Consider the following 18741-nt stretch of genomic DNA (forward strand, 5'->3'; position numbering starts at 1 on the left):
AATCCTTCGTTTACGTTGATGGACAGCCGAATGGCCCAGATCTATTCCCGCATCATCGCCACCGGCAGTGCGTTGCCCGAGCGCGTGGTAACCAACGCCGATCTGGAAAAGATCGTCGACACCAGTGACGAGTGGATCCGCACCCGCACCGGCATCCGCCAGCGCCATATCGCCGCCGACGGCGAGACCACCGGCGACCTGGCTTTCCGCGCCGCGCAGAATGCGCTGGAAGCGGCAGGCGTCAGGGCATCCGAACTCGACCTGATCGTGCTGGGCACGACCACGCCGGACATCATCTTCCCGTCCACCGCCTGCCTGGTGCAGGATCGCCTCGGTGCGAACGGCTGCGCCGCGTTCGACGTCAACGCGGCCTGCTCGGGCTTCATGTACGCACTTGGCATCGCCGACAAATTCATCAGGAGCGGCCAGTCGAAGAAGGCGCTGGTGATCGGCGCCGAGACGCTGACCCGGATGGTCGACTGGGGCGAGCGCGAGACCTGCGTGCTGTTCGGCGACGGCGCCGGCGCCGTGGTGCTGGAAGCTGCCAGCGAACCGGGCGTCTACGCCACCTGCCTGCACGCCGACGGCGGCTACAAGGAACTGCTGTGGAACCCGGTCGGCGTGTCGGCCGGCTTCAAGGACGAGCCGAACCACGGCGTGCGTATCCGCATGGCCGGTCGCGAGGTGTTCAAGGTCGCGGTGAAGACGCTCGACTCGCTGGTCGGCGAGACCCTGCATGCCGCCGGCATGGACGAGTCGCAGGTGGATTGGCTGATTCCGCACCAGGCCAACCTGCGCATCATCGAGGCGACCGCGAAGCGGCTGAACATGTCGATGGAGCGCGTCATCGTGACAGTCGACAAGCATGCCAACACCTCGTCCGGTTCGGTACCGCTGGCGCTGGACTACGCGGTACGCTCGGGCAAGGTGCAGCGCGGCCAGAACCTGCTGCTGGAGGCGTTCGGCGGCGGCTTCACCTGGGCGTCGGCACTGCTGCGCTATTGAGCCCCACGGTCCCGGGGCGCTCTCCACGATGCTGCGCACTTGGGCGTCGTCGTGTTTTGTGTCCCGGAAAACGTTGAATACAGCTGCGTACGGCCGGCAATGCTGGCACCATGGTGGTTTTCGTCGACGGGGTTCGCCCATCCCATGAGTTCCATTGCCGCTACGCTCGCTTTCGTTTTCCCCGGCCAGGGTTCGCAATCGGTCGGCATGCTGGCCGAGCTGGCGGCAGCGCACGCTGAAGTGCAGGCTGCGTTCGAGGAAGCCTCGCAGGGCGCCGGCGTCGACCTGTGGGCGCTGAGCCAGGGGCAGGAAGAACAGCTCAACCGCACCGAGAACACCCAGCCGGCACTGCTGGCCGCCAGCGTGGCGGTGTGGCGCGTGTGGCAAAAGCTCGGCGGCGCACAGCCGGCGCAGCTGTCCGGCCACAGCCTGGGCGAGTACAGCGCGCTGGTCTGCGCCGGCGCGCTGTCGCTGCATGACGCGGCGGCGCTGGTGGCCGAGCGTGGCCGGCTGATGCAGGCGGCGGTACCGGCGGGGGTGGGCGCGATGGCGGCGATTCTCGGCGGCGACGACGCGCAGATCGCGCAGGTATGCGCGGAAGTGGCACAGGGCCAGGTGGTGGCCCCGGCCAACTACAATTCGCCGGGACAGCTGGTGATCGCCGGCAACGTCGAGGCGGTGGACCGCGCGCTGGCCCGGCTCGCCGAGCTGGGCGTGAAGAAGGCGATCAAGCTGGCCGTGTCGGTGCCTTCGCACTGCATGCTGATGCGCGAGGCTGCCGACCGCCTGGGCGAGCGCATGGCCGCGATCGACTGGCAGCTGCCGTCGACCCCGGTGATCCAGAACGCCGAGGCGAGGAGCTACGCCACGCTCGACGGGATCCGCGGCGCGCTGCAGCGCCAGCTGTACCTGCCGGTGCGCTGGACCGAATGCGTGCAGGCACTGGCCGCCGGCGGTGCCACCCGCGTCGCCGAATGCGGTCCGGGCAAGGTGCTGACTGGCCTGATCAAGCGCATCGACAAGAGCATCGAGGCGCGTGCGATCGGCACTCCGGCCGAACTCGATGCCGCCCGCGCCGAATGGGCGTGAACACAGATTCCGATTCCGAAGGAACGATCCATGAGCAAACCACTGCAGGGTGAAATCGTGCTGGTCACCGGCGCCAGCCGCGGCATCGGCGCGGCGATCGCGGACGAGCTGGCGGCGATGGGCGCCACCGTGATCGGCACCGCCACCAGCGAAGGCGGCGCGGCCGCGATCGGCGATCGGCTCGCCGCGCATGGCGGCCACGGCCGCGTGCTGAACGTCACCGACGGCGCTGCGGTCGAGGGCCTGGTCGAAGCGATCGCGAAGGAATTCGGCGCGGTCTCGATCCTGGTCAACAACGCCGGCATCACCCGCGACCAGTTGCTGCTGCGCATGAAGGACGAGGACTGGCAGGCGATCATCGACACCAATCTCACCTCGGTCTACCGCACCTCCAAGGCAGTGCTGCGCGGCATGATGAAGGCGCGCAAAGGCCGCATCATCTCGATTGCCTCGGTGATCGGACTCACCGGCAACCCGGGCCAGGCCAACTACGCGGCGGCCAAGGCGGGGATCATCGCGTTCTCCAAGTCGCTGGCGCGCGAGATCGGCGGCCGCGGCATCACCGTCAACGTGGTGGCGCCGGGCTTCATCGACACCGACATGACGCGCGCACTCCCCGAGGAGTCGAAGCAGGCGCTGCTCGGCCAGATCGCGTTGGGGCGGCTGGGTGAGGTGACGGACATCGCCAAGGCAGTGGGTTTCCTGGCTTCGCCGGCGGCAGCCTACATCACCGGGGAAACCCTGCACGTCAACGGCGGCATGTACATGCCGTAGCTCGGATGGACGCAGTTGTCGCCAGCGAACCCGTTTTGGGCGACAATTGCGCTTTCGCGCCGGTCATGGGGGACAGCGTGCCTTCGTCATCGGCCAGGCGTGGCGGCCTCGCGGTTTAGCCACTACAATGCGCCGGCCTTTCGCGGGCCTCGCGCCGGCACAGACAATCAATTACTCCCTTGAGAGGTATGGGCAACATGAGCACCATCGAAGAGCGCGTCAAGAAAATCGTCGTCGAGCAGCTCGGCGTGAAGGAAGATGAAGTCACGGCGAACGCTTCGTTCGTGGACGATCTGGGCGCAGATTCGCTGGACACGGTGGAGCTGGTGATGGCGCTCGAGGAAGAGTTCGAGACCGAGATTCCCGACGAGGACGCCGAGAAGATCACCACCGTGCAGCAGGCCGTCGACTACATCAAGGCCCACTCCAAGGATTGATCGCCACGGAATTGATCGCCGCCGACCGGGCCGGCCTGCTTCGCGCGGGTCGACCCATTCACGCGGCGGCACCGAACGCTGCGCCTTCTTGGCGCAGTTTTCGTTTCTGCAATTTGTAACGTCCAACCCCGTATGGTGGGCAGGACGCCCGCCAGGCACGATCGGGCGACGTCCCTGCGAGCTGCGCGGGACGGCTGCCGGCAGCGGCAGATCCACGCAATCACCCAAGGAACATCAGCATGAGCAAGCGACGTGTAGTAGTGACCGGCATGGGCATCATCTCGCCGGTCGGCAACGACATCGCCAGCGCCTGGGATCGTGTGCTCAAGGGCGTCAGCGGCATCGGCCCGGTCACCCACTTCGACACTTCCGCTTATTCCACGCGCATCGCCGGCCAGGTCAGCGGCTTCGATCCGGCCGAGTGGATGCCGCTCAAGGACGTCAAGAAGATGGACCCGTTCATCCACTACGGCGTGGCGGCGGGCACCCAGGCCCTGCGCGATTCCGGGCTGGAAGTGACCGAAGCGAACGCGCCGCGCATCGGCGTGGCGGTGGGCGCCGGCATCGGCGGCCTGTACACGATCGAGGCGACCACGCTGGAGCTGGCGGCGAAGGGTCCGCGCCGGGTCTCGCCGTTCTACGTGCCCAGCTCGATCATCAACATGGTCTCGGGCCAGCTGTCGATCATGTTCGGCCTGAAGGGCCCGAACATCGCCTGCGTCACCGCCTGCACCACCGGCGCGCACAACATCGGCCTGGCCGCGCGGATGATCCAGTACGGCGATGCCGACGCGATGATCGCCGGCGGCGCCGAGTTCGCCACCACCGGCACCGCGATGGCCGGCTTCTGCTCGGCCAAGGCGATGTCCACCCGCAACGACGAGCCGGCCAAGGCCAGCCGTCCGTGGGACAAGGATCGCGACGGTTTCGTGCTGTCCGACGGCGCCGGCGTGCTGATGCTGGAGGAGTACGAACACGCCAAGGCCCGCGGCGCGCGCATCTACGCCGAGCTGGTCGGCTTCGGCATGAGTGGCGACGCGTTCCACATGACCGCGCCGAGCGAGGGCGGCGAAGGCGCAGCGCGCTGCATCCAGACCGCACTGGACGACGCCGGCCTCAATCCGGCCGAGGTGCAGTACATCAACGCGCACGGTACCTCCACGCCGCTGGGCGACCTGGGCGAGGTGATGGCGGCGAAGAAGGTGTTCGGCGACCATGCGTACAAGCTGGCGATGAGCTCGACCAAGTCCACCACCGGCCACCTGCTCGGTGCGGCCGGCGGCGTCGAGGCGATCTTCAGCATCCTGGCGCTGCGCGACCAGGTGCTGCCGCCGACGATCAACCTGGACGAGCCGGGCGAGGGCTGCGACCTCGATTTCGTGGCGAATACCGCACGCGAGGCGAAGGTCGAGGTGGCGCTCTCCAACTCGTTTGGTTTCGGCGGCACCAACGGCACGCTGGCCTTCCGCCGCGTCTGACTGATCGCTTGGGCGTGACCTGCCATCGCCGCACCCTGGACGGCCGGCGCGACTTGCTCGCGCCGGCCGCTTCGTTCCCCGCGCGCTATCCCTGCCTGCTGGAAAGCGTGGTACACGGCACCGCGCAGTCGCGCTACGACATCCTGTTCGCATTCCCCCGCGAGCGGCTGAGCCTGCACGCCGCCGTCGGCCTGCGCGATGGCGACGGTAACTTGCGCGAAGGGCGTTTCCTCGATGCGCTGGATGCCGCCTGGCGGGCCGAACGGCGGCCGCCGGAGCACGATGGCCTGCCGTTCCACGGCGGCTGGGTGCTGCTGCTGACGTACGAACTGGCCGGCGAAATCGAGCCGACACTGGAACTGCTACCGCCATCGACGCTGCCGCTGGCGCTGGCCGTGCGCTGTCCCGCCGCGGCGATCGTCGACCACCTGCGCGACTGCACGATCCTGGTCGCCGAGGCCGGCTGCGAATATCTGCTCGATACGCTGGAAGCCGATCTCGCGGCCGTACCGGCGATGCCGCCGCTGCCGGCGCCGGTTGCCTGGGAAGAGGATGCGCCGCGACGGTTCCTCGACGGCGTGGCGCGCATCCACGAGCACCTGCATGCCGGCGACATCTTCCAGGTGAATCTGTCGCGCGCCTGGCGCGCGCGCTATGCGCAGCCGCCCGTGCCGGCGTCGCTGTACGCGATGCTGCGCCAGGCCAACCCGGCGCCGTTCGCCGGCCTGCTGCAGCAGCAGGGCTGGGCGGTGGTCAGCTCTTCGCCGGAGCGGCTGGTCGAGGTGCGCGGCGGCGTGGCGCAGACCCGGCCGATCGCCGGTACGCGCCCGCGGCTGCCCGGCGACGACGAGCCGGCGCGCATCCGTGAGCTGAGCGCGCACCCGAAGGAGCGTGCCGAGCACGTGATGCTGATCGACCTGGAACGCAACGACCTCGGCCGCGTCTGCGTGCCGGGCACGGTCGAGGTCGACGAGCTGATGACGGTGGAGAGTTACGCCCACGTTCACCACATCGTCTCCAATGTACGCGGACGCCTGCGCGCCGAGGTGACGCCCGGCGAGGTGATCGCCGCCACGTTTCCCGGCGGCACCATCACCGGCTGTCCCAAGGTGCGCTGCATGGAAATCATCGCTGCGCTGGAAGACGCGCCGCGCGGCGCCTACACCGGTGCGCTGGGCTATCTCGATCGCAACGGCGAGCTCGACTTGAACATCCTGATCCGCACCCTGACCCTGGCCGGCGACGAAGTCAGCCTGCGCGCGGGCGCCGGCATCGTGGCCGACTCGGTCGCCGCCAGCGAACTGGACGAGACCCGCGCCAAGGCGCGCGGCCTGCTGCGTGCGCTGGGAGTGCCGGACTGATGACGGCGCGCATGCTGGTCGACGGCGTGGCATCGACACAGGTGTCGGCGCTGGATCGCGGCCTGGCCTATGGCGACGGCCTGTTCGAGAGCATCCGTTTCGTCGGCGCGAATGCGCCGCTGTGGTCGCGGCACATGCAGCGGCTGGCCGAAGGCTGCGAGCGACTGTATATCCCGGCGCCCGATCCGGCGCAGCTATGGCGCGAGGCGCTGGAGGTCAGCCGCGGCATGGCGGCATCGGTGCTGCGCATCACGATTACCCGCGGTGCCGGCGAGCGTGGCTACGGTCTGCCGGCGGCACCGCGACCGACCCGGGTGGTGGCTGCCTTCACGCCGCCGCCGGTCGCCGCCGAGGCTTATGTGCAAGGCGTGCGCATGCGCGTGTGCGACATCCGCCTGGCGCAGCAGCCGCTGCTGGCCGGCCTCAAGCACCTCAACCGGCTGGAGCAGGTGCTGGCGCGCGCCGAGTGGGACGACCCGGCAATTGCCGAGGGCGTGCTGCTCGATAGCCACGGGCGGGTGATTTCGGCGACCATGGCCAATCTGTTCGCGGTGATCGACGGCGAGTTGCTGACGCCGGTGCTGGATCGCTGCGGCGTGGCCGGGGTGGCCCGCGCCGAAGTGCTGGCGGCGTGCCCGCAGGTGCGGGTCGGCGAGCTGACGCTGGCAGCCTTGCGCGGCGCCGGCGAGGTGTTCCTGAGTTCGAGCGTGCGCGGCATCCTGCCGGTGCGTTCGCTGGATGATGGCAGCTATGCGCCGGGTGCAACGACGCGCCGCTTGCAGCAGCATTGGCGTGATCTGGGATTTTCGATGGAGCAGGGCGGATGAGCGACAAACCGGTGCGCAGGCGCGCATGGCCACGGCAACTGTTGCTGATCGCGCTGCTGCTGGCGGCCGGCGCGCTGGTCTATGGCTGGGTCGACTACGCCCGCTTCGGTTCCGCGCCGCTGAATGTGGCGGCGCAGGGCGACAGCATCGACATCGGCCGCGGCAGCAGCTTCAAGGGCATCGTGGGCGAATTGCGCCAGCGCGGATTCAGCACGGCCAACCCGTGGTACTGGCGGCTGCTGGCCGAGCAGATGCACGTGGCCGGCAAGCTGCATGCCGGCGAGTACGCGCTCGAGCCCGGCGTTACGCCACGCCAGCTGCTGGCGAACATGGCCGCTGGCCGGGTGCTGCAGCGCAATTTCACCATCGTCGACGGCTGGACCTTCGGCGAGTTGCGCCAGGCGCTGGCCCGGGCCGAGAAGCTGAACCACGACAGCGCCGCGCTGGACGATGCGGCGATCATGCAGAGGATCGGCGCCGGCGGCGAAGCGCCGGAAGGCCGCTTCCTGCCCGAGACCTACGCCTACGTGAAGGGCGACAGCGACCTGGACATCCTCCGCCGTGCGCATACGGCGATGGTGAAGACGCTCGACGAACTGTGGGCGGCGCGTGCGCCGGACCTGCCGCTGACCACGCCGTACGAGGCGCTGATCCTGGCCTCGATCGTGGAGAAGGAAACCGGCATTCCGGTGGAGCGCGCGCAGATCGCCGGCGTGTTCGTGCGACGGCTCGAAAACCACATGCTGCTGCAGACCGACCCCAGCGTGATCTACGGCATGGGCGTGAACTACGCCGGCAACATCCGCAAGAGCGACCTCGCCGCCGATACGCCGTACAACACCTATACGCGTGCCGGCCTGCCGCCGACGCCGATCGCGCTGCCGGGCAAGCCGGCGCTGGTGGCGGCGCTGCATCCGGCCGACGGCGACACGCTGTATTTCGTGGCCAGCGGCGACGGCGGGCACGTGTTCTCGCGCACGCTGGAGGAACACAATCGCAACGTCGACTGCTATCAGCGGAAGCGCTGCCGATGACCAGCCCGCGCGGAAGATTCATCAGCCTCGAAGGCGGCGAGGGCGCCGGCAAGAGCACCTTGCTGGCCGGCCTGCGCGAGTACATCGAACGGCGCGGCATTGCGCTGGTGCAGGCGCGCGAACCCGGCGGCACCGCGGTGGGCGAGGCGGTACGTGCGATCGTACTTGATCCGGCCCAGCGAGGGCTGGCCGCCGAGACCGAACTGCTGCTGATGTTCGCCTCGCGCGCACAGCTGGTGCGCGAAGTGATCGAACCGGCCTTGGCGGCCGGACAATGGGTGCTGTGCGACCGCTACACCGACGCCAGCTACGCCTACCAGGGTGGCGGCCGCGGCCAGCCGGCGGAGCGCATCGCGGAACTGGAGCGCTGGGCCTGCGCCGGCGTGAAACCCGACCTGACCCTGCTGCTCGACCTGCCGGTGGCGACCGGCCGCGCCCGCGTCGCCGGTCGCGGCCACGCCGACCGCATCGAGACCGAGGCGGATGCCTTCTTCGAACGTGTGCGCGCGACTTATCGCGAACGCGCCGCGGCCGAACCGGAGCGTTTTCGGGTGATCGACGCCAGCCAGTCGCCCGCGGCCGTCCTGCAGGCCGCGACGCAGGCGCTGGCGGCATTGCTTGGAGAATCGCAGGCATGAACGGACTGCCCTGGCATGCCGAACACTGGGCGCGCCTGCAGGCGCGCCGCCAGCGCGACGCGCTGCCGCACGCCCTGCTGCTGTGCGGCGCCGCCGGCCTGGGCAAGCGCGCGTTCGCGCAGCGCTTCGTGCAGGGCCTGCTGTGTGCCGAGCCGGTGGACGGCGACGCCTGCGGGCATTGCCGCAGCTGCCTGCTGCTTGCCGCCGGTTCGCATCCGGACGTGGTCACGCTGAGCTTCGGTTTGCGCAAGGACGGCGTCCAGCGCAGCGAAATCGTGGTCGACCAGATCCGCGAACTGTCGGCACGGCTGGCCATGAGCAGCCAGTTCGGCGGCTGGCAGGTGGCGCTCATCGACCCGGCCGACGCGATGAACGCCGCGGCTGCCAATGCGCTGCTGAAGACGCTGGAGGAACCGGCCGCGCAGACCATGCTGATCCTGCTGGCCGATGCGCCGTGGCGGCTGCCGCAGACCATCCGCAGCCGCTGCCAGCGGATCGAATTCCAGCTGCCCGCCAGCGCCGACGCGCTGACCTGGCTGCAGGCCGAAGGTGTGCGCGATGCTCCGAACGCACTCGTCGCTGCCGGCGGCAATCCCGGCTTGGCCAGGATCTGGGCCGCGGAGGGTGCGCTGGAGCGCCGGCAGGAAGTGCGCAAGGACCTGGCCGCGCTGGCGGCCGGCCGCGGCCAGCCGACCGAGGTGGTCAAGCGCTGGCTGGACAGCGAGCCGGCGCAGCGGCTGTGGTTTGCCGCGCAGGCCAGTGCCGACGAGACCAAGGCGCGCTCGGCACAACGCGCGGGGCCGCTGGCCAGCACGCTGGACGTCGAGGCACTGGGCCACTGGTACGACGCGGCCAATCGCACCCGCGAGGGCTTGCGCGGCCCGCTGCGTGCCGACCTGCTGCTGCTGGAACTGCTGGCGCAGTGGCGATGAGCGGCAGCGGCGCCCGCTCGTCGCCGGCGCTGGCGCCAGCGAGCGGGGTACCGGTATTTTCGGCGCAGACCCGCCTGCTGGTGGTGGCGCCGCACCCGGATGACGAGACCATCGCGACCGGGTTGCTGATCCAGCAAGTGCGTGCGGCCGGCGGCGAGGTGCGGATCGTGCTGCTGACCGAAGGCGACAACAACCCCTGGCCGCAACGCTGGCTGGAGCGGCGCGTGCGCATCCGCGCCGCCGACCGCCAGCGCTGGGGGCGCCGCCGCCATATGGAGGTATTGCAGGCACTGGCCTGCCTGGGCGTGCCGGCGCCGGCGCTGCAATCGCTGGGCTGGGCGGATCTTGGTCTCACCGATACGTTGCTGCAGTCGCCCGGTCTGTCGGTGTCGGCGCTGGCGGCGGCGATCAGCCAGTTCGGCCCCAGCCTGGTGGTGGCGCCGGCACTGGCCGACCGTCACCCCGATCACGCCGCGGCGCATGTGCTGGTGCGCCTGGCGCTGGCGGAACAGGCCGAGCCGCCGCTGTTGCTGAACTATCTCGTGCATGGTCGCGGCGGTGACGGCGAAGGCTTCGAGGTGCACGGCACGGCGCCGCAGTTGGCATGCAAGCGCGTCGCACTGGCCGAGCATCGCAGCCAGATGGCGTTGAGCGGTAAACGCATGCTGCGCCTGGCTGGCCGCCCCGAGCGCCAGGCCGGGCTGTCGACGCCGCTGGGCGCGTTGCCATGGCGACCACCGTTCTGGCTGCGGCCATGGCTGCGACTCAGCGTGGTGGACCAGGCGGGAGCGCGCAGCTGGCGTTGGCGTGAGGCGCCACTGTGGCGCGACCGGGCCGGCGGCTTCCATCTTTCGACGCCAGCGGCGGCGAAGGGTCTGCCGTGTTTCGTGCGCCTGGCATTGACCTTGCGCTCGCCCTGGATCTTCGACCACTGGGGCTGGTGCGAGCTGTCTGCCGGCGCCGGTTCGGCGCCCACGCCGGCGGCTTGACCGCTCCGGCATCGGCCGCAGCGGGCCCGACCAGCGCTTCGTGCGCGGCCTCCATGGCGCTGGACGCTGCGTAATATTTCGCGACCGGAAACCGACATGACCGGCATCGTCGCGGACCCGACCGGCGAGTGCCGACCGCTGCGGCCATGGATGCGCGCAGGTGCGAGCTATGCGGAGGCATCGCGCAGGCTCTAAGATCGGCAATCGACCGGGGCGTTCGAACGTCCGGCAGGAGCCTCCCATGAAAGTCGTCGCAGCCCGCCAGGGCATCATCTCGCTGAAAATCAAGGATGCGGCCTCGCTGTACAACGCTTACATGCCGTTCCTCAAGCATGGCGGCCTGTTCGCGGCGACGGCGCAGTCGTATTCGCTGGGCGACGAGGTCGTGCTGCTGGTGACCCTGGCCGAGGAAACCGAGCGCCTGTCGGTGGTCGGCAAAGTGGTGTGGATCAGCCCGGTCGGCGCGCAGGGCAACCGCACCGCCGGCATCGGCATCCACTTCAACGAATCGGGCGATGCCGAGGCTGCCCGCAGCCGGATCGAGAACATCCTTGCCGGTACGCTCAACTCCGAGCGCCCCACCCACACCATGTGATGCCGTCGTCACTCCATTTGTGTAGGCAGTCGGGTGTTAATGCGTATCACATCGGTCGTCAAGGCTTGTTGTGCCCATGCGCACTGATACAATGGCGAGATTCGCGGATCCATTTCGCGAGACATCGGATGCCTGCGCGCGGCGGCAGAGCCCGCAGGCATGGCTGGAAAGCCCATGGCTGTCTTGGCCTGCCGAATCGAAGTCGCCTGACCGTGCGTTGCTGGATGCAAATCCCCGCGGTCGCTGATGCGCCGCTGGCGCGGAGGTAAGTTGCATCGTGCTTGCCGAATACTGGCCTGTCCTGTTGTTCATCGGCGTTGCCGTCGGCCTTGGCGTGGCATTGCTGGTCATCGGCCTGCTGGCCGGTCCACGCCGCCCCGAGGCGGAAAAGCTTGCGCCTTACGAGTGCGGCTTCGAGGCATTCGAAGACGCCCGCATGCGCTTCGACGTGCGCTATTACCTGCTCGCCATCCTGTTCATCATCTTCGACCTGGAAATTGCCTTCCTGTTTCCGTGGGCGGTGGTGTTCAAGCAGATCGGCCTCGTCGCGTTGATCGAAATGGGCCTGTTCCTGCTGCTGCTGGTCGTCGGTTTCGCCTACGTGTGGAAGAAGGGAGCGCTCGAATGGGAGTGATCGATTCCATCAGCCGGGTGATGCACAACCCGGAGCCGCTGAACCTGGTCGACGACATCCTGCGGCCGGCCGGTGACAATCCCGTCGTGCAACGCGGCTTCGCCACCACCAGCGTCGATGCGCTGATGAACTGGGCGCGCACCGGCTCGATGTGGCCGGTGACCTTCGGCCTGGCCTGCTGCGCGGTGGAGATGATGCACGCCGGCGTGGCGCGGCTCGACCTCGACCGTTACGGCGTGATATTCCGCCCCAGCCCGCGCCAGTCCGACGTGATGATCGTGGCCGGCACCCTGGTCAACAAGATGGCGCCGGCGCTGCGCAAGGTCTACGACCAGATGCCCGAGCCGAAGTGGGTCATCTCGATGGGCAGCTGCGCCAACGGCGGCGGCTATTACCACTATTCCTATTCCGTGGTGCGCGGCTGCGACCGCATCGTGCCGGTGGACATCTACGTGCCGGGCTGCCCGCCCACGGCCGAAGCGCTGATCCACGGCATCCTGCAGTTGCAGAAGAAGATCCGCCGCACCAACACCATCGCGCGCTCTTGAGCGGCACATCCCTGAAGGCGCAGTCCATGACCGACACCCCAAAGACTTCGCTGGCTGGGCAGCTCACCGCGCGTTTCGGCGACACGCTGGCCATCAGCACCGTGCGCAACGAGACTGTCGCCGAGCTGGCCGCTGACGACCTAATTGCGGTAGCCACCGCGCTGCGCGACGAGCCGGCGTTCCGCTTCAGCGAACTGATCGACCTGTGTGGCATCGACTACCTCGGCTACGGCCAGACCGAGTGGGACACCAGGACCGTCTCCAGCACCGGTTTTTCGCGTGGCGTGAAAGGTCAGGCGCAGGGGCGTTTCGACTGGGCCGGCCGCCCGCGCGGTGAGCGTCAGCCGCGCCGCTTCGCGGCGGTAATCCAGCTGCTGTCGATCGAGCACAACCGCCGGCTGCGCCTGCGCGTGTTCTGCGAGGACGACAGCCTGCCGCTGGTGCCGTCGCTGACCGCGGTGTGGCCGGGCGTGAACTGGTTCGAGCGCGAGGTGTTCGACCTGTACGGCATCATCTTCGACGGCCATCCCGACCTGCGCCGTATCCTCACCGACTACGGTTTCGTCGGCCATCCGTTCCGCAAGGACTTCCCGCTGATCGGCAACGTCGAGGTGCGCTACGACCCCGAGCAGAAGCGGGTGATCTACGAGCCGGTGTCGATCGAGCCGCGCGTGCTGGTGCCGCGCACCATCCGCGACGATGCCGACCTGATGCAGGCCAAGGCCGAAGCCGCCGACCACTGGCGGGAGAACTGAGCATGCAGGAAATCCGCAACTACACGATGAACTTCGGCCCGCAGCATCCGGCCGCGCATGGCGTGCTGCGCCTGATCATGGAGATGGACGGCGAAACCATCGTGCGCATCGATCCGCACGTGGGCCTGCTCCATCGCGGTACCGAGAAGCTGGCCGAGTCCAAGCCGTTCAACCAGTCGATCGGCTACATGGACCGGCTCGACTACGTGTCGATGATGTGCAACGAGCACGCCTACGTGCGCGCGATCGAAACCCTGCTGGGCATCGAGGCGCCGGAACGCGCGCAGTACATCCGCACCATGTTCGACGAGATCACCCGCATCCTGAACCACCTGATGTGGATCGGCTCGAATGCGCTCGACCTGGGCGCGATGGCGGTGATGCTGTACGCGTTCCGCGAGCGCGAGGAGCTGATGGACGTCTACGAGGCGGTGTCGGGTGCGCGCATGCACGCCACGTACTACCGCCCGGGCGGCGTCTACCGCGACCTGCCGGCGCAGATGTCGCAGTACCGCGAGTCGCCGTGGCACAAGGGCGCCGACCTCAAGCGCATCAACAGCTGGCGCGAAGGCTCGATGCTCGACTTCCTCGACGCATTCACCGCTGACTTCCCATCGAAGGTGGATGAATACGAGGTGCTGCTCACCACCAACCGTATCTGGAAGCAGCGCACCGTCGGCATCGGCGTGGTCAGCCCGGAACTGGCCCAGCAGTGGGGCATGACCGGCGCGATGCTGCGTGGCTCGGGCGTCGAGTGGGATCTGCGCAAGAAGCAGCCCTACGCGAAGTACGCCGAGATGGATTTCGACATCCCGGTCGGCGTCAACGGCGACTGCTACGACCGCTATCTGGTGCGCGTGGAAGAGATGCGCCAGTCCAACCGCATCATCCGGCAGTGCGTGGAGTGGCTGCGCGCCAACCCGGGTCCGGTGATGGTGAAGAACTTCAAGGTGGCGCCGCCGTCGCGGGTCGAGATGAAGCAGGACATGGAAGCGCTCATCCACCACTTCAAGCTGTTCACCGAAGGCTACTGCGTGCCGGCCGGGGAAACCTACTGCGCGGTCGAGGCGCCCAAGGGCGAGTTCGGCTGTTACCTGGTTTCCGACGGCGCCAACAAGCCGTTCCGCGTGCATCTGCGCGCCCCGGGCTTCGCCCACCTGTCATCCATGGACACCGTCGTGCACGGCCACATGCTCGCCGACGTGGTGGCCATGATCGGTACCTACGACCTCGTGTTCGGCGAAGTGGATCGATGAACACGGGATTCGGGATACGGGAATCGGGATTCGATAGAGCAGCGTGCGGCGGCCCGGTGCTTCGAGCTTCGAATTCCATCATTCGTTACAGCCGCCAGACTCACACCGAATCGAGGTTCGCGAACGGCGGGACGGTTTCTTTACGAATCCCGAATCCCGTAACCCGAATCCCGGAGTTCAACGCATGAAAGCCACCGGACATTACGAGCAGGTCAGGAACGTCGATCCCCTCGTCGTACTCACCGAGCACACCCGCCAGCACATCGACCACTGGGTGGCCAAGTTTCCGCCCGACCGCAAGCGCTCGGCGCTGATCCAGGCGCTGTTCGGCGCGCAGGAGCAGAACAAGGGCTTCCTCACCGACGAGCTGATCGCCGCGGTGGCGAAGTACCTCGACCTGCCGGCGATCTGGGCGTACGAGGTGGCCAGCTTCTACTCGATGCTGGAGACCAAGCCGGTGGCCCGCAACAACGTGGCGATCTGCACCAACATCTCGTGTTGGCTCAACGGCGCCGATGACCTGGTGCGCCATTGCGAGGAGAAGCTGGGTATCAAGCTGGGCGAAAGCACGCCGGATGGTCGCGTCTACCTGAAGCAGGAAGAGGAATGCATCGCGGCCTGCGTCTACGCGCCGGCGATGACGGTGAACGGGCATTACCACGAGCACCTCACCATCGAGAAGCTCGATGCGATCCTCGATGGCCTGAGCATCGAAGGCCCCGCACACGCCCACGACGCCGAGGGGAAGCACTGATGGCCGTCGGACCCGCTCCGCAGGAACACCAGGTTGTCTACACCACGCTGCATTTCGACACGCCGTGGTCGATGGAAAGCTACGAGAAGGTCGATGGCTACAAGGCGTGGCGGAAGATCCTCGCCGAGAAGCCCGATCCGGCCTCGCTGGTCGAGGAGATCAAGAAATCCAGCCTGCGCGGTCGCGGCGGCGCGGGTTTCCCGACCGGCCTGAAGTGGTCCTTCATGCCGAAGGGCGACATGCAAAAATACATCCTGTGCAACTCGGACGAGTCCGAGCCGGGCACGGCCAAGGATCGCGACATCCTGCGCTACAACCCGCACGCGGTGGTCGAAGGTCTGGCCATCGCCTGCTATTGCACCGGTTCCACGGTGGCCTACAACTACCTGCGCGGTGAATTCCACCACGAGCCGTTCGAGCACTTCGAGGCGGCGCTGAAGGAGGCCTACGCGGCCGGCTTGCTGGGCAAGAACATCGGCGGCAGCGGCATCAACGTGGACATCTACGCCGCGCTGGGCGCCGGTGCCTACATCTGCGGCGAGGAAACCGCGCTGATGGAATCGCTGGAAGGCAAGAAGGGCTGGCCGCGCTTCAAGCCGCCGTTCCCGGCCAACTTCGGCCTGTACGGCAAGCCCACCACGATCAACAACACCGAGACCTACGCCTCGGTGCCGGCGATCCTGCGCAACGGCGCCGACTGGTTCCTCAACCTGGGCAAGCCGAACAACGGCGGCCCGAAGATCTTCTCGGTATCCGGCCACGTCAACCGCCCGGGCAATTTCGAGATCCGCCTGGGCACGCCGTTCGCGGACCTGCTGGAGATGGCCGGCGGCGTGCGCAACGGGCACAAGCTCAAGGCGGTGATCCCGGGCGGTACTTCGATGAAGGTGCTGCCGGCCGAGGTGATGATGGCCTGCACGATGGACTACGACTCGATCCAGAAGGCTGGTTCGGGCCTGGGCTCGGGTGCGGTGATCGTGATGGACGAGACCACCTGCATGGTGCGGGCCTGCGAGCGCATCAGCCAGTTCTACCACATGGAATCCTGCGGTCAGTGCACGCCGTGCCGCGAGGGCACTGGCTGGATGCATCGCGTGCTCACCCGCATCGTCGCCGGCAAGGGCGTGCCGGACGACCTGCATCGCCTGAAGGCGGTGGCCGGTCAGATCGAGGGTCACACCATCTGCGCGTTCGGCGAGGCGGCGGCATGGCCGGTGCAGGCCTTCCTGCACCACTACTGGCACGAATTCGAATACTACGTCGAGCACGGTCGCTCCATGGTCGACGACAAGCTTGGAGCCGCCGCATGAGCGCGCAGCCAACCCAGAACACCGCGCCGAACCTGGTCAACATCGAGGTCGACGGCAAGCCGATCCAGGTGCCCAAGGGCTCGATGATCATCGAGGCCACCGACAAGGCCGGCATTCCGATCCCGCGTTTCTGCTACCACCGCAAGCTGCCGGTCGCGGCGAGCTGCCGGCAGTGCCTGGTCGAGGTGGAGATGGGCGGGCGCCCCATGCCCAAGCCGCAGCCGGCCTGCGCCACGCCGGTGGCCGAAGGCATGAAGGTGCTCACCCGTTCGGACAAGGCGCTGCACGCGCAGCGCAACGTGATGGAGTTCCTGCTCATCAACCACCCGATGGACTGCCCGATCTGCGATCAGGGCGGCGAGTGCGAGCTGCAGGACATGGCGCTGGGTTACGGTCGCAGCGTGTCGCGCTTCACCGAGCGCAAACGCACCATCGCCGACGAGGACATCGGCCCGCTGGTCGCCACCGAGATGACGCGCTGCATCCACTGCACGCGCTGCGTGCGCTTCATCAGCGAGATCGCCGGCACCTACGAGTTCGGCAGCATGGATCGCGGCGACCGCCACGTGATCGGCACCTACATCGGCAAGAACGTCGAGAGTGAGCTGTCCGGCAACATCATCGACGTGTGCCCGGTGGGTGCGCTCACCAACAAGCCGTTTCAGTTCAAGGCGCGCGCCTGGGAGATGGTCGCCAAGCCGTCGATCGGCTACCACGACGCGCTGGGCTCCAACCTGTGGCTGCACACCCGCCGCGGCGAAGTGCTGCGCACGGTGCCGCGCGACAACGAGGCGGTCAACGAGTGCTGGCTGTCCGACCGCGACCGCTACAGCCATCAGGGCATGTATGCCGCCGACCGTGTCAGCGCTCCGGAAGTGAAGCGCAACGGCCAGTGGCAGGCGACCACCTGGGAAGACGCGCTGCAGTTCGCCGGCGAGGCATTGAAGAGGGTGCCTGGCAGCGAGCTCGGTATCCTGCTGCACCCGGCCACCTCGAACGAGGAAGGCGACCTGCTGATGCGGCTGGCCCGCGGCCTGGGCAGCGCGCACGTCGACCATCGCCTGCGCCAGCTCGACTTCGCCGACAACGCCGTGGCGCAGTCGTTCGCGTTGCCGGTGGCCGAGGTAGAACAGGTCCGGGCGGCGCTGCTGATCGGTTCCGACCTGCGCTATGAGGTGCCGCTGCTGAACCACCGCCTGCACCAGGCGACCAAGAAGGGCGCCAAGGTCTACGCGGTCAATCCGGCACACTTCGATTTCAACTACACGCTGGCCGGCGAGGCAGTGGTGGCGCCTCAGGCCATGGTCGATGCGCTGCTGGCGCTGGCCAAGGCTGCCGTGGCTGCCGGTGCGAATGCGCCGGCAGCACTGGCCGAGGCGATCGCGTCGGCGCAGAGCGATCAGGGCGACAGCGACGCGATCGCCGCACTGAAGTCGGACAAGGCCGTGGTGATCCTCGGCGAAGCCGCAGTGACCCATCCGCAGGCATCCTGGCTGCGCGCGATCGCCCGTTTCATCGCCGACGCCACCGATGCCGGTTACGACGAACTGCCGGTCGGCGCGAATGCCGTCGGCCTGGCACAGCTCGGCGTGGTGCCGGGCAACGGCGGGCTGGATGCGCAGGCGATGCTGGCGCAACCGCGCAAGAGCTACCTGCTGTACGGCGTCGAGCCGCCGCACGATTTCGCCGATGGCGGTGCGGCCTTGCGGGCGCTGCATGGCGCGGACCAGGTGGTGGCGTTCAGCGCCTATGCCAGCCCTTCGCTGCGCGAGGTGGCCGACGTGATCCTGCCGATTGCGCTGCTGCCGGAGATCGACGCGACCCTGGTCAACGTCGACGGGCTGGCCCAGGGTGTGGCGGCTGGGGCGAAGGCGCCAGGCGAGGCGCGACCGGGCTGGAAGGTCATGCGTGCCCTGGGCGGGGCGATGCAGTTGGCGGGTTTCGAGTTCGATGACATCGCCGGTTTGCGCGAAGGCATCAGCGCGCGCGCACAGGTGCCGCGCCAGGGCCTGTCGACGCGCGCCGCGCCCGCCGCGCTCACCCGGCTGGCCACCTGGCCGATCTACCGCCTCGATGCGGTGCTGCGCCGAGCCACGGCACTCAACGCCCACCCGCTCAATCGCGCGCCGGCGATCCGCCTCAACGAGGCCGAGGCCCGGCGGCAAGGCCTGGTCGCCGGCGCCCAGGCGACCATCGGCGCGGTGCAGTTGCCGGTGCTGGTCGACGCGGCCGTGCCCGACGGCGCCGTGTGGATCGAGGCAGCCCACGACCTTACCGCCACGCTGCCGCCGCACGGCGCAGCCATCACCTTGAGCAAGGCATAGG

The 18741-nt window shown here is 68.1% G+C and carries 19 protein-coding genes; all 19 read left to right on the forward strand.

What is annotated here, in order from left to right; genetic code table 11:
* Window positions 1-30 precede the first annotated feature (30 nt).
* The 19 genes from LRK53_RS08875 to nuoG all read left to right on the forward strand — a co-directional run bounded on the left by LRK53_RS08875 (window position 31) and on the right by nuoG (window position 18740).
* A complete protein-coding gene (locus LRK53_RS08875) occupies window positions 31-1005 on the forward strand; it encodes a beta-ketoacyl-ACP synthase III (protein WP_027492164.1) in 975 nt (324 codons plus the stop codon).
* Window positions 1006-1149: 144 nt separating this feature from the next.
* A complete protein-coding gene (fabD, locus tag LRK53_RS08880) occupies window positions 1150-2094 on the forward strand; it encodes an ACP S-malonyltransferase (protein WP_027492165.1) in 945 nt (314 codons plus the stop codon).
* A 30-nt stretch (window positions 2095-2124) separates the two neighbouring features.
* Window positions 2125-2868 carry a 3-oxoacyl-ACP reductase FabG gene (gene fabG / locus LRK53_RS08885; protein WP_027492166.1) on the forward strand — a complete coding sequence of 248 codons (744 nt, stop codon included), beginning with the start codon at window positions 2125-2127 and terminating at the stop codon, window positions 2866-2868.
* 197 nt (window positions 2869-3065) lie between these two features.
* Entirely contained in the window at window positions 3066-3305 is a 240-nt protein-coding gene (acpP, locus tag LRK53_RS08890) for an acyl carrier protein (RefSeq protein ID WP_007513179.1), read from the forward strand.
* Window positions 3306-3544: 239 nt separating this feature from the next.
* Window positions 3545-4783, forward strand: a complete 1239-nt coding sequence (gene fabF, locus LRK53_RS08895) for a beta-ketoacyl-ACP synthase II (RefSeq protein ID WP_027492167.1) — start codon at window positions 3545-3547, stop codon at window positions 4781-4783.
* 14 nt (window positions 4784-4797) lie between these two features.
* The gene (locus LRK53_RS08900) at window positions 4798-6144 is read left to right on the forward strand and encodes an aminodeoxychorismate synthase component I (RefSeq protein WP_051257538.1); all 1347 of its coding nucleotides are present in this window, start codon (window positions 4798-4800) and stop codon (window positions 6142-6144) included.
* Window positions 6144-6971, forward strand: a complete 828-nt coding sequence (gene pabC, locus LRK53_RS08905; protein ID WP_027492169.1) for an aminodeoxychorismate lyase — start codon at window positions 6144-6146, stop codon at window positions 6969-6971. Before LRK53_RS08900 ends, pabC begins: the two co-directional genes overlap by 1 nt.
* Window positions 6968-8005, forward strand: a complete 1038-nt coding sequence (mltG, locus tag LRK53_RS08910) for an endolytic transglycosylase MltG (protein WP_027492170.1) — start codon at window positions 6968-6970, stop codon at window positions 8003-8005. The genes pabC and mltG overlap by 4 nt, the downstream gene beginning before the upstream one ends.
* The gene (gene tmk / locus LRK53_RS08915; protein WP_235642001.1) at window positions 8002-8643 is read left to right on the forward strand and encodes a dTMP kinase; all 642 of its coding nucleotides are present in this window, start codon (window positions 8002-8004) and stop codon (window positions 8641-8643) included. Before mltG ends, tmk begins: the two co-directional genes overlap by 4 nt.
* Window positions 8640-9575, forward strand: a complete 936-nt coding sequence (holB, locus tag LRK53_RS08920) for a DNA polymerase III subunit delta' (RefSeq protein WP_027492171.1) — start codon at window positions 8640-8642, stop codon at window positions 9573-9575. The genes tmk and holB overlap by 4 nt, the downstream gene beginning before the upstream one ends.
* Entirely contained in the window at window positions 9572-10564 is a 993-nt protein-coding gene (locus LRK53_RS08925; RefSeq protein WP_185754607.1) for a PIG-L deacetylase family protein, read from the forward strand. The genes holB and LRK53_RS08925 overlap by 4 nt, the downstream gene beginning before the upstream one ends.
* Window positions 10565-10805: 241 nt before the next feature.
* On the forward strand, window positions 10806-11159 hold the full coding sequence (locus LRK53_RS08930) for a PilZ domain-containing protein (RefSeq protein WP_008435615.1): 354 nt from the start codon (window positions 10806-10808) through the stop codon (window positions 11157-11159).
* A gap of 277 nt (window positions 11160-11436) precedes the next feature.
* Window positions 11437-11793: an NADH-quinone oxidoreductase subunit A gene (locus LRK53_RS08935; protein ID WP_008435614.1), complete on the forward strand. Its 357-nt coding sequence runs from the start codon at window positions 11437-11439 to the stop codon at window positions 11791-11793.
* Window positions 11784-12341 (forward strand): NuoB/complex I 20 kDa subunit family protein, encoded by a 558-nt coding sequence (locus LRK53_RS08940; RefSeq protein WP_027492172.1) that lies wholly within the window; start codon window positions 11784-11786, stop codon window positions 12339-12341. Before LRK53_RS08935 ends, LRK53_RS08940 begins: the two co-directional genes overlap by 10 nt.
* A 26-nt stretch (window positions 12342-12367) precedes the next feature.
* The gene (locus LRK53_RS08945) at window positions 12368-13096 is read left to right on the forward strand and encodes an NADH-quinone oxidoreductase subunit C (protein WP_235642002.1); all 729 of its coding nucleotides are present in this window, start codon (window positions 12368-12370) and stop codon (window positions 13094-13096) included.
* Between the two features lie 2 nt (window positions 13097-13098).
* Window positions 13099-14352 (forward strand): NADH-quinone oxidoreductase subunit D, encoded by a 1254-nt coding sequence (locus LRK53_RS08950; RefSeq protein WP_027492173.1) that lies wholly within the window; start codon window positions 13099-13101, stop codon window positions 14350-14352.
* Between the two features lie 184 nt (window positions 14353-14536).
* On the forward strand, window positions 14537-15106 hold the full coding sequence (gene nuoE / locus LRK53_RS08955) for an NADH-quinone oxidoreductase subunit NuoE (RefSeq protein ID WP_027492174.1): 570 nt from the start codon (window positions 14537-14539) through the stop codon (window positions 15104-15106).
* Entirely contained in the window at window positions 15106-16416 is a 1311-nt protein-coding gene (gene nuoF / locus LRK53_RS08960) for an NADH-quinone oxidoreductase subunit NuoF (protein WP_027492175.1), read from the forward strand. The genes nuoE and nuoF overlap by 1 nt, the downstream gene beginning before the upstream one ends.
* Window positions 16413-18740, forward strand: a complete 2328-nt coding sequence (gene nuoG / locus LRK53_RS08965) for an NADH-quinone oxidoreductase subunit NuoG (RefSeq protein ID WP_027492176.1) — start codon at window positions 16413-16415, stop codon at window positions 18738-18740. The genes nuoF and nuoG overlap by 4 nt, the downstream gene beginning before the upstream one ends.
* The last annotated feature ends 1 nt before the right edge of the window (window position 18741 follow it).

The organism is Rhodanobacter thiooxydans, assembly GCF_021545845.1.
Classification (GTDB): Bacteria; Pseudomonadota; Gammaproteobacteria; order Xanthomonadales; family Rhodanobacteraceae; genus Rhodanobacter.

Excerpts from the sequence above, each read along its gene's own strand:
- acpP (WP_007513179.1), top strand. The coding sequence starts at position 3,066 with ATGAGCACCATCGAAGAGCGCGTCAAGAAAATCGTCGTCGAGCAGCTC.
- fabD (WP_027492165.1), top strand. The coding sequence starts at position 1,150 with ATGAGTTCCATTGCCGCTACGCTCGCTTTCGTTTTCCCCGGCCAGGGT.
- LRK53_RS08930 (WP_008435615.1), top strand. The coding sequence starts at position 10,806 with ATGAAAGTCGTCGCAGCCCGCCAGGGCATCATCTCGCTGAAAATCAAG.
- tmk (WP_235642001.1), top strand. The coding sequence starts at position 8,002 with ATGACCAGCCCGCGCGGAAGATTCATCAGCCTCGAAGGCGGCGAGGGC.
- holB (WP_027492171.1), top strand. The coding sequence starts at position 8,640 with ATGAACGGACTGCCCTGGCATGCCGAACACTGGGCGCGCCTGCAGGCG.
- pabC (WP_027492169.1), top strand. The coding sequence starts at position 6,144 with ATGACGGCGCGCATGCTGGTCGACGGCGTGGCATCGACACAGGTGTCG.
- LRK53_RS08950 (WP_027492173.1), top strand. The coding sequence starts at position 13,099 with ATGCAGGAAATCCGCAACTACACGATGAACTTCGGCCCGCAGCATCCG.
- LRK53_RS08925 (WP_185754607.1), top strand. The coding sequence starts at position 9,572 with ATGAGCGGCAGCGGCGCCCGCTCGTCGCCGGCGCTGGCGCCAGCGAGC.
- fabF (WP_027492167.1), top strand. The coding sequence starts at position 3,545 with ATGAGCAAGCGACGTGTAGTAGTGACCGGCATGGGCATCATCTCGCCG.
- mltG (WP_027492170.1), top strand. The coding sequence starts at position 6,968 with ATGAGCGACAAACCGGTGCGCAGGCGCGCATGGCCACGGCAACTGTTG.
- LRK53_RS08945 (WP_235642002.1), top strand. The coding sequence starts at position 12,368 with ATGACCGACACCCCAAAGACTTCGCTGGCTGGGCAGCTCACCGCGCGT.
- fabG (WP_027492166.1), top strand. The coding sequence starts at position 2,125 with ATGAGCAAACCACTGCAGGGTGAAATCGTGCTGGTCACCGGCGCCAGC.
- LRK53_RS08940 (WP_027492172.1), top strand. The coding sequence starts at position 11,784 with ATGGGAGTGATCGATTCCATCAGCCGGGTGATGCACAACCCGGAGCCG.
- nuoE (WP_027492174.1), top strand. The coding sequence starts at position 14,537 with ATGAAAGCCACCGGACATTACGAGCAGGTCAGGAACGTCGATCCCCTC.
- nuoG (WP_027492176.1), top strand. The coding sequence starts at position 16,413 with ATGAGCGCGCAGCCAACCCAGAACACCGCGCCGAACCTGGTCAACATC.
- LRK53_RS08875 (WP_027492164.1), top strand. The coding sequence starts at position 31 with ATGGCCCAGATCTATTCCCGCATCATCGCCACCGGCAGTGCGTTGCCC.
- nuoF (WP_027492175.1), top strand. The coding sequence starts at position 15,106 with ATGGCCGTCGGACCCGCTCCGCAGGAACACCAGGTTGTCTACACCACG.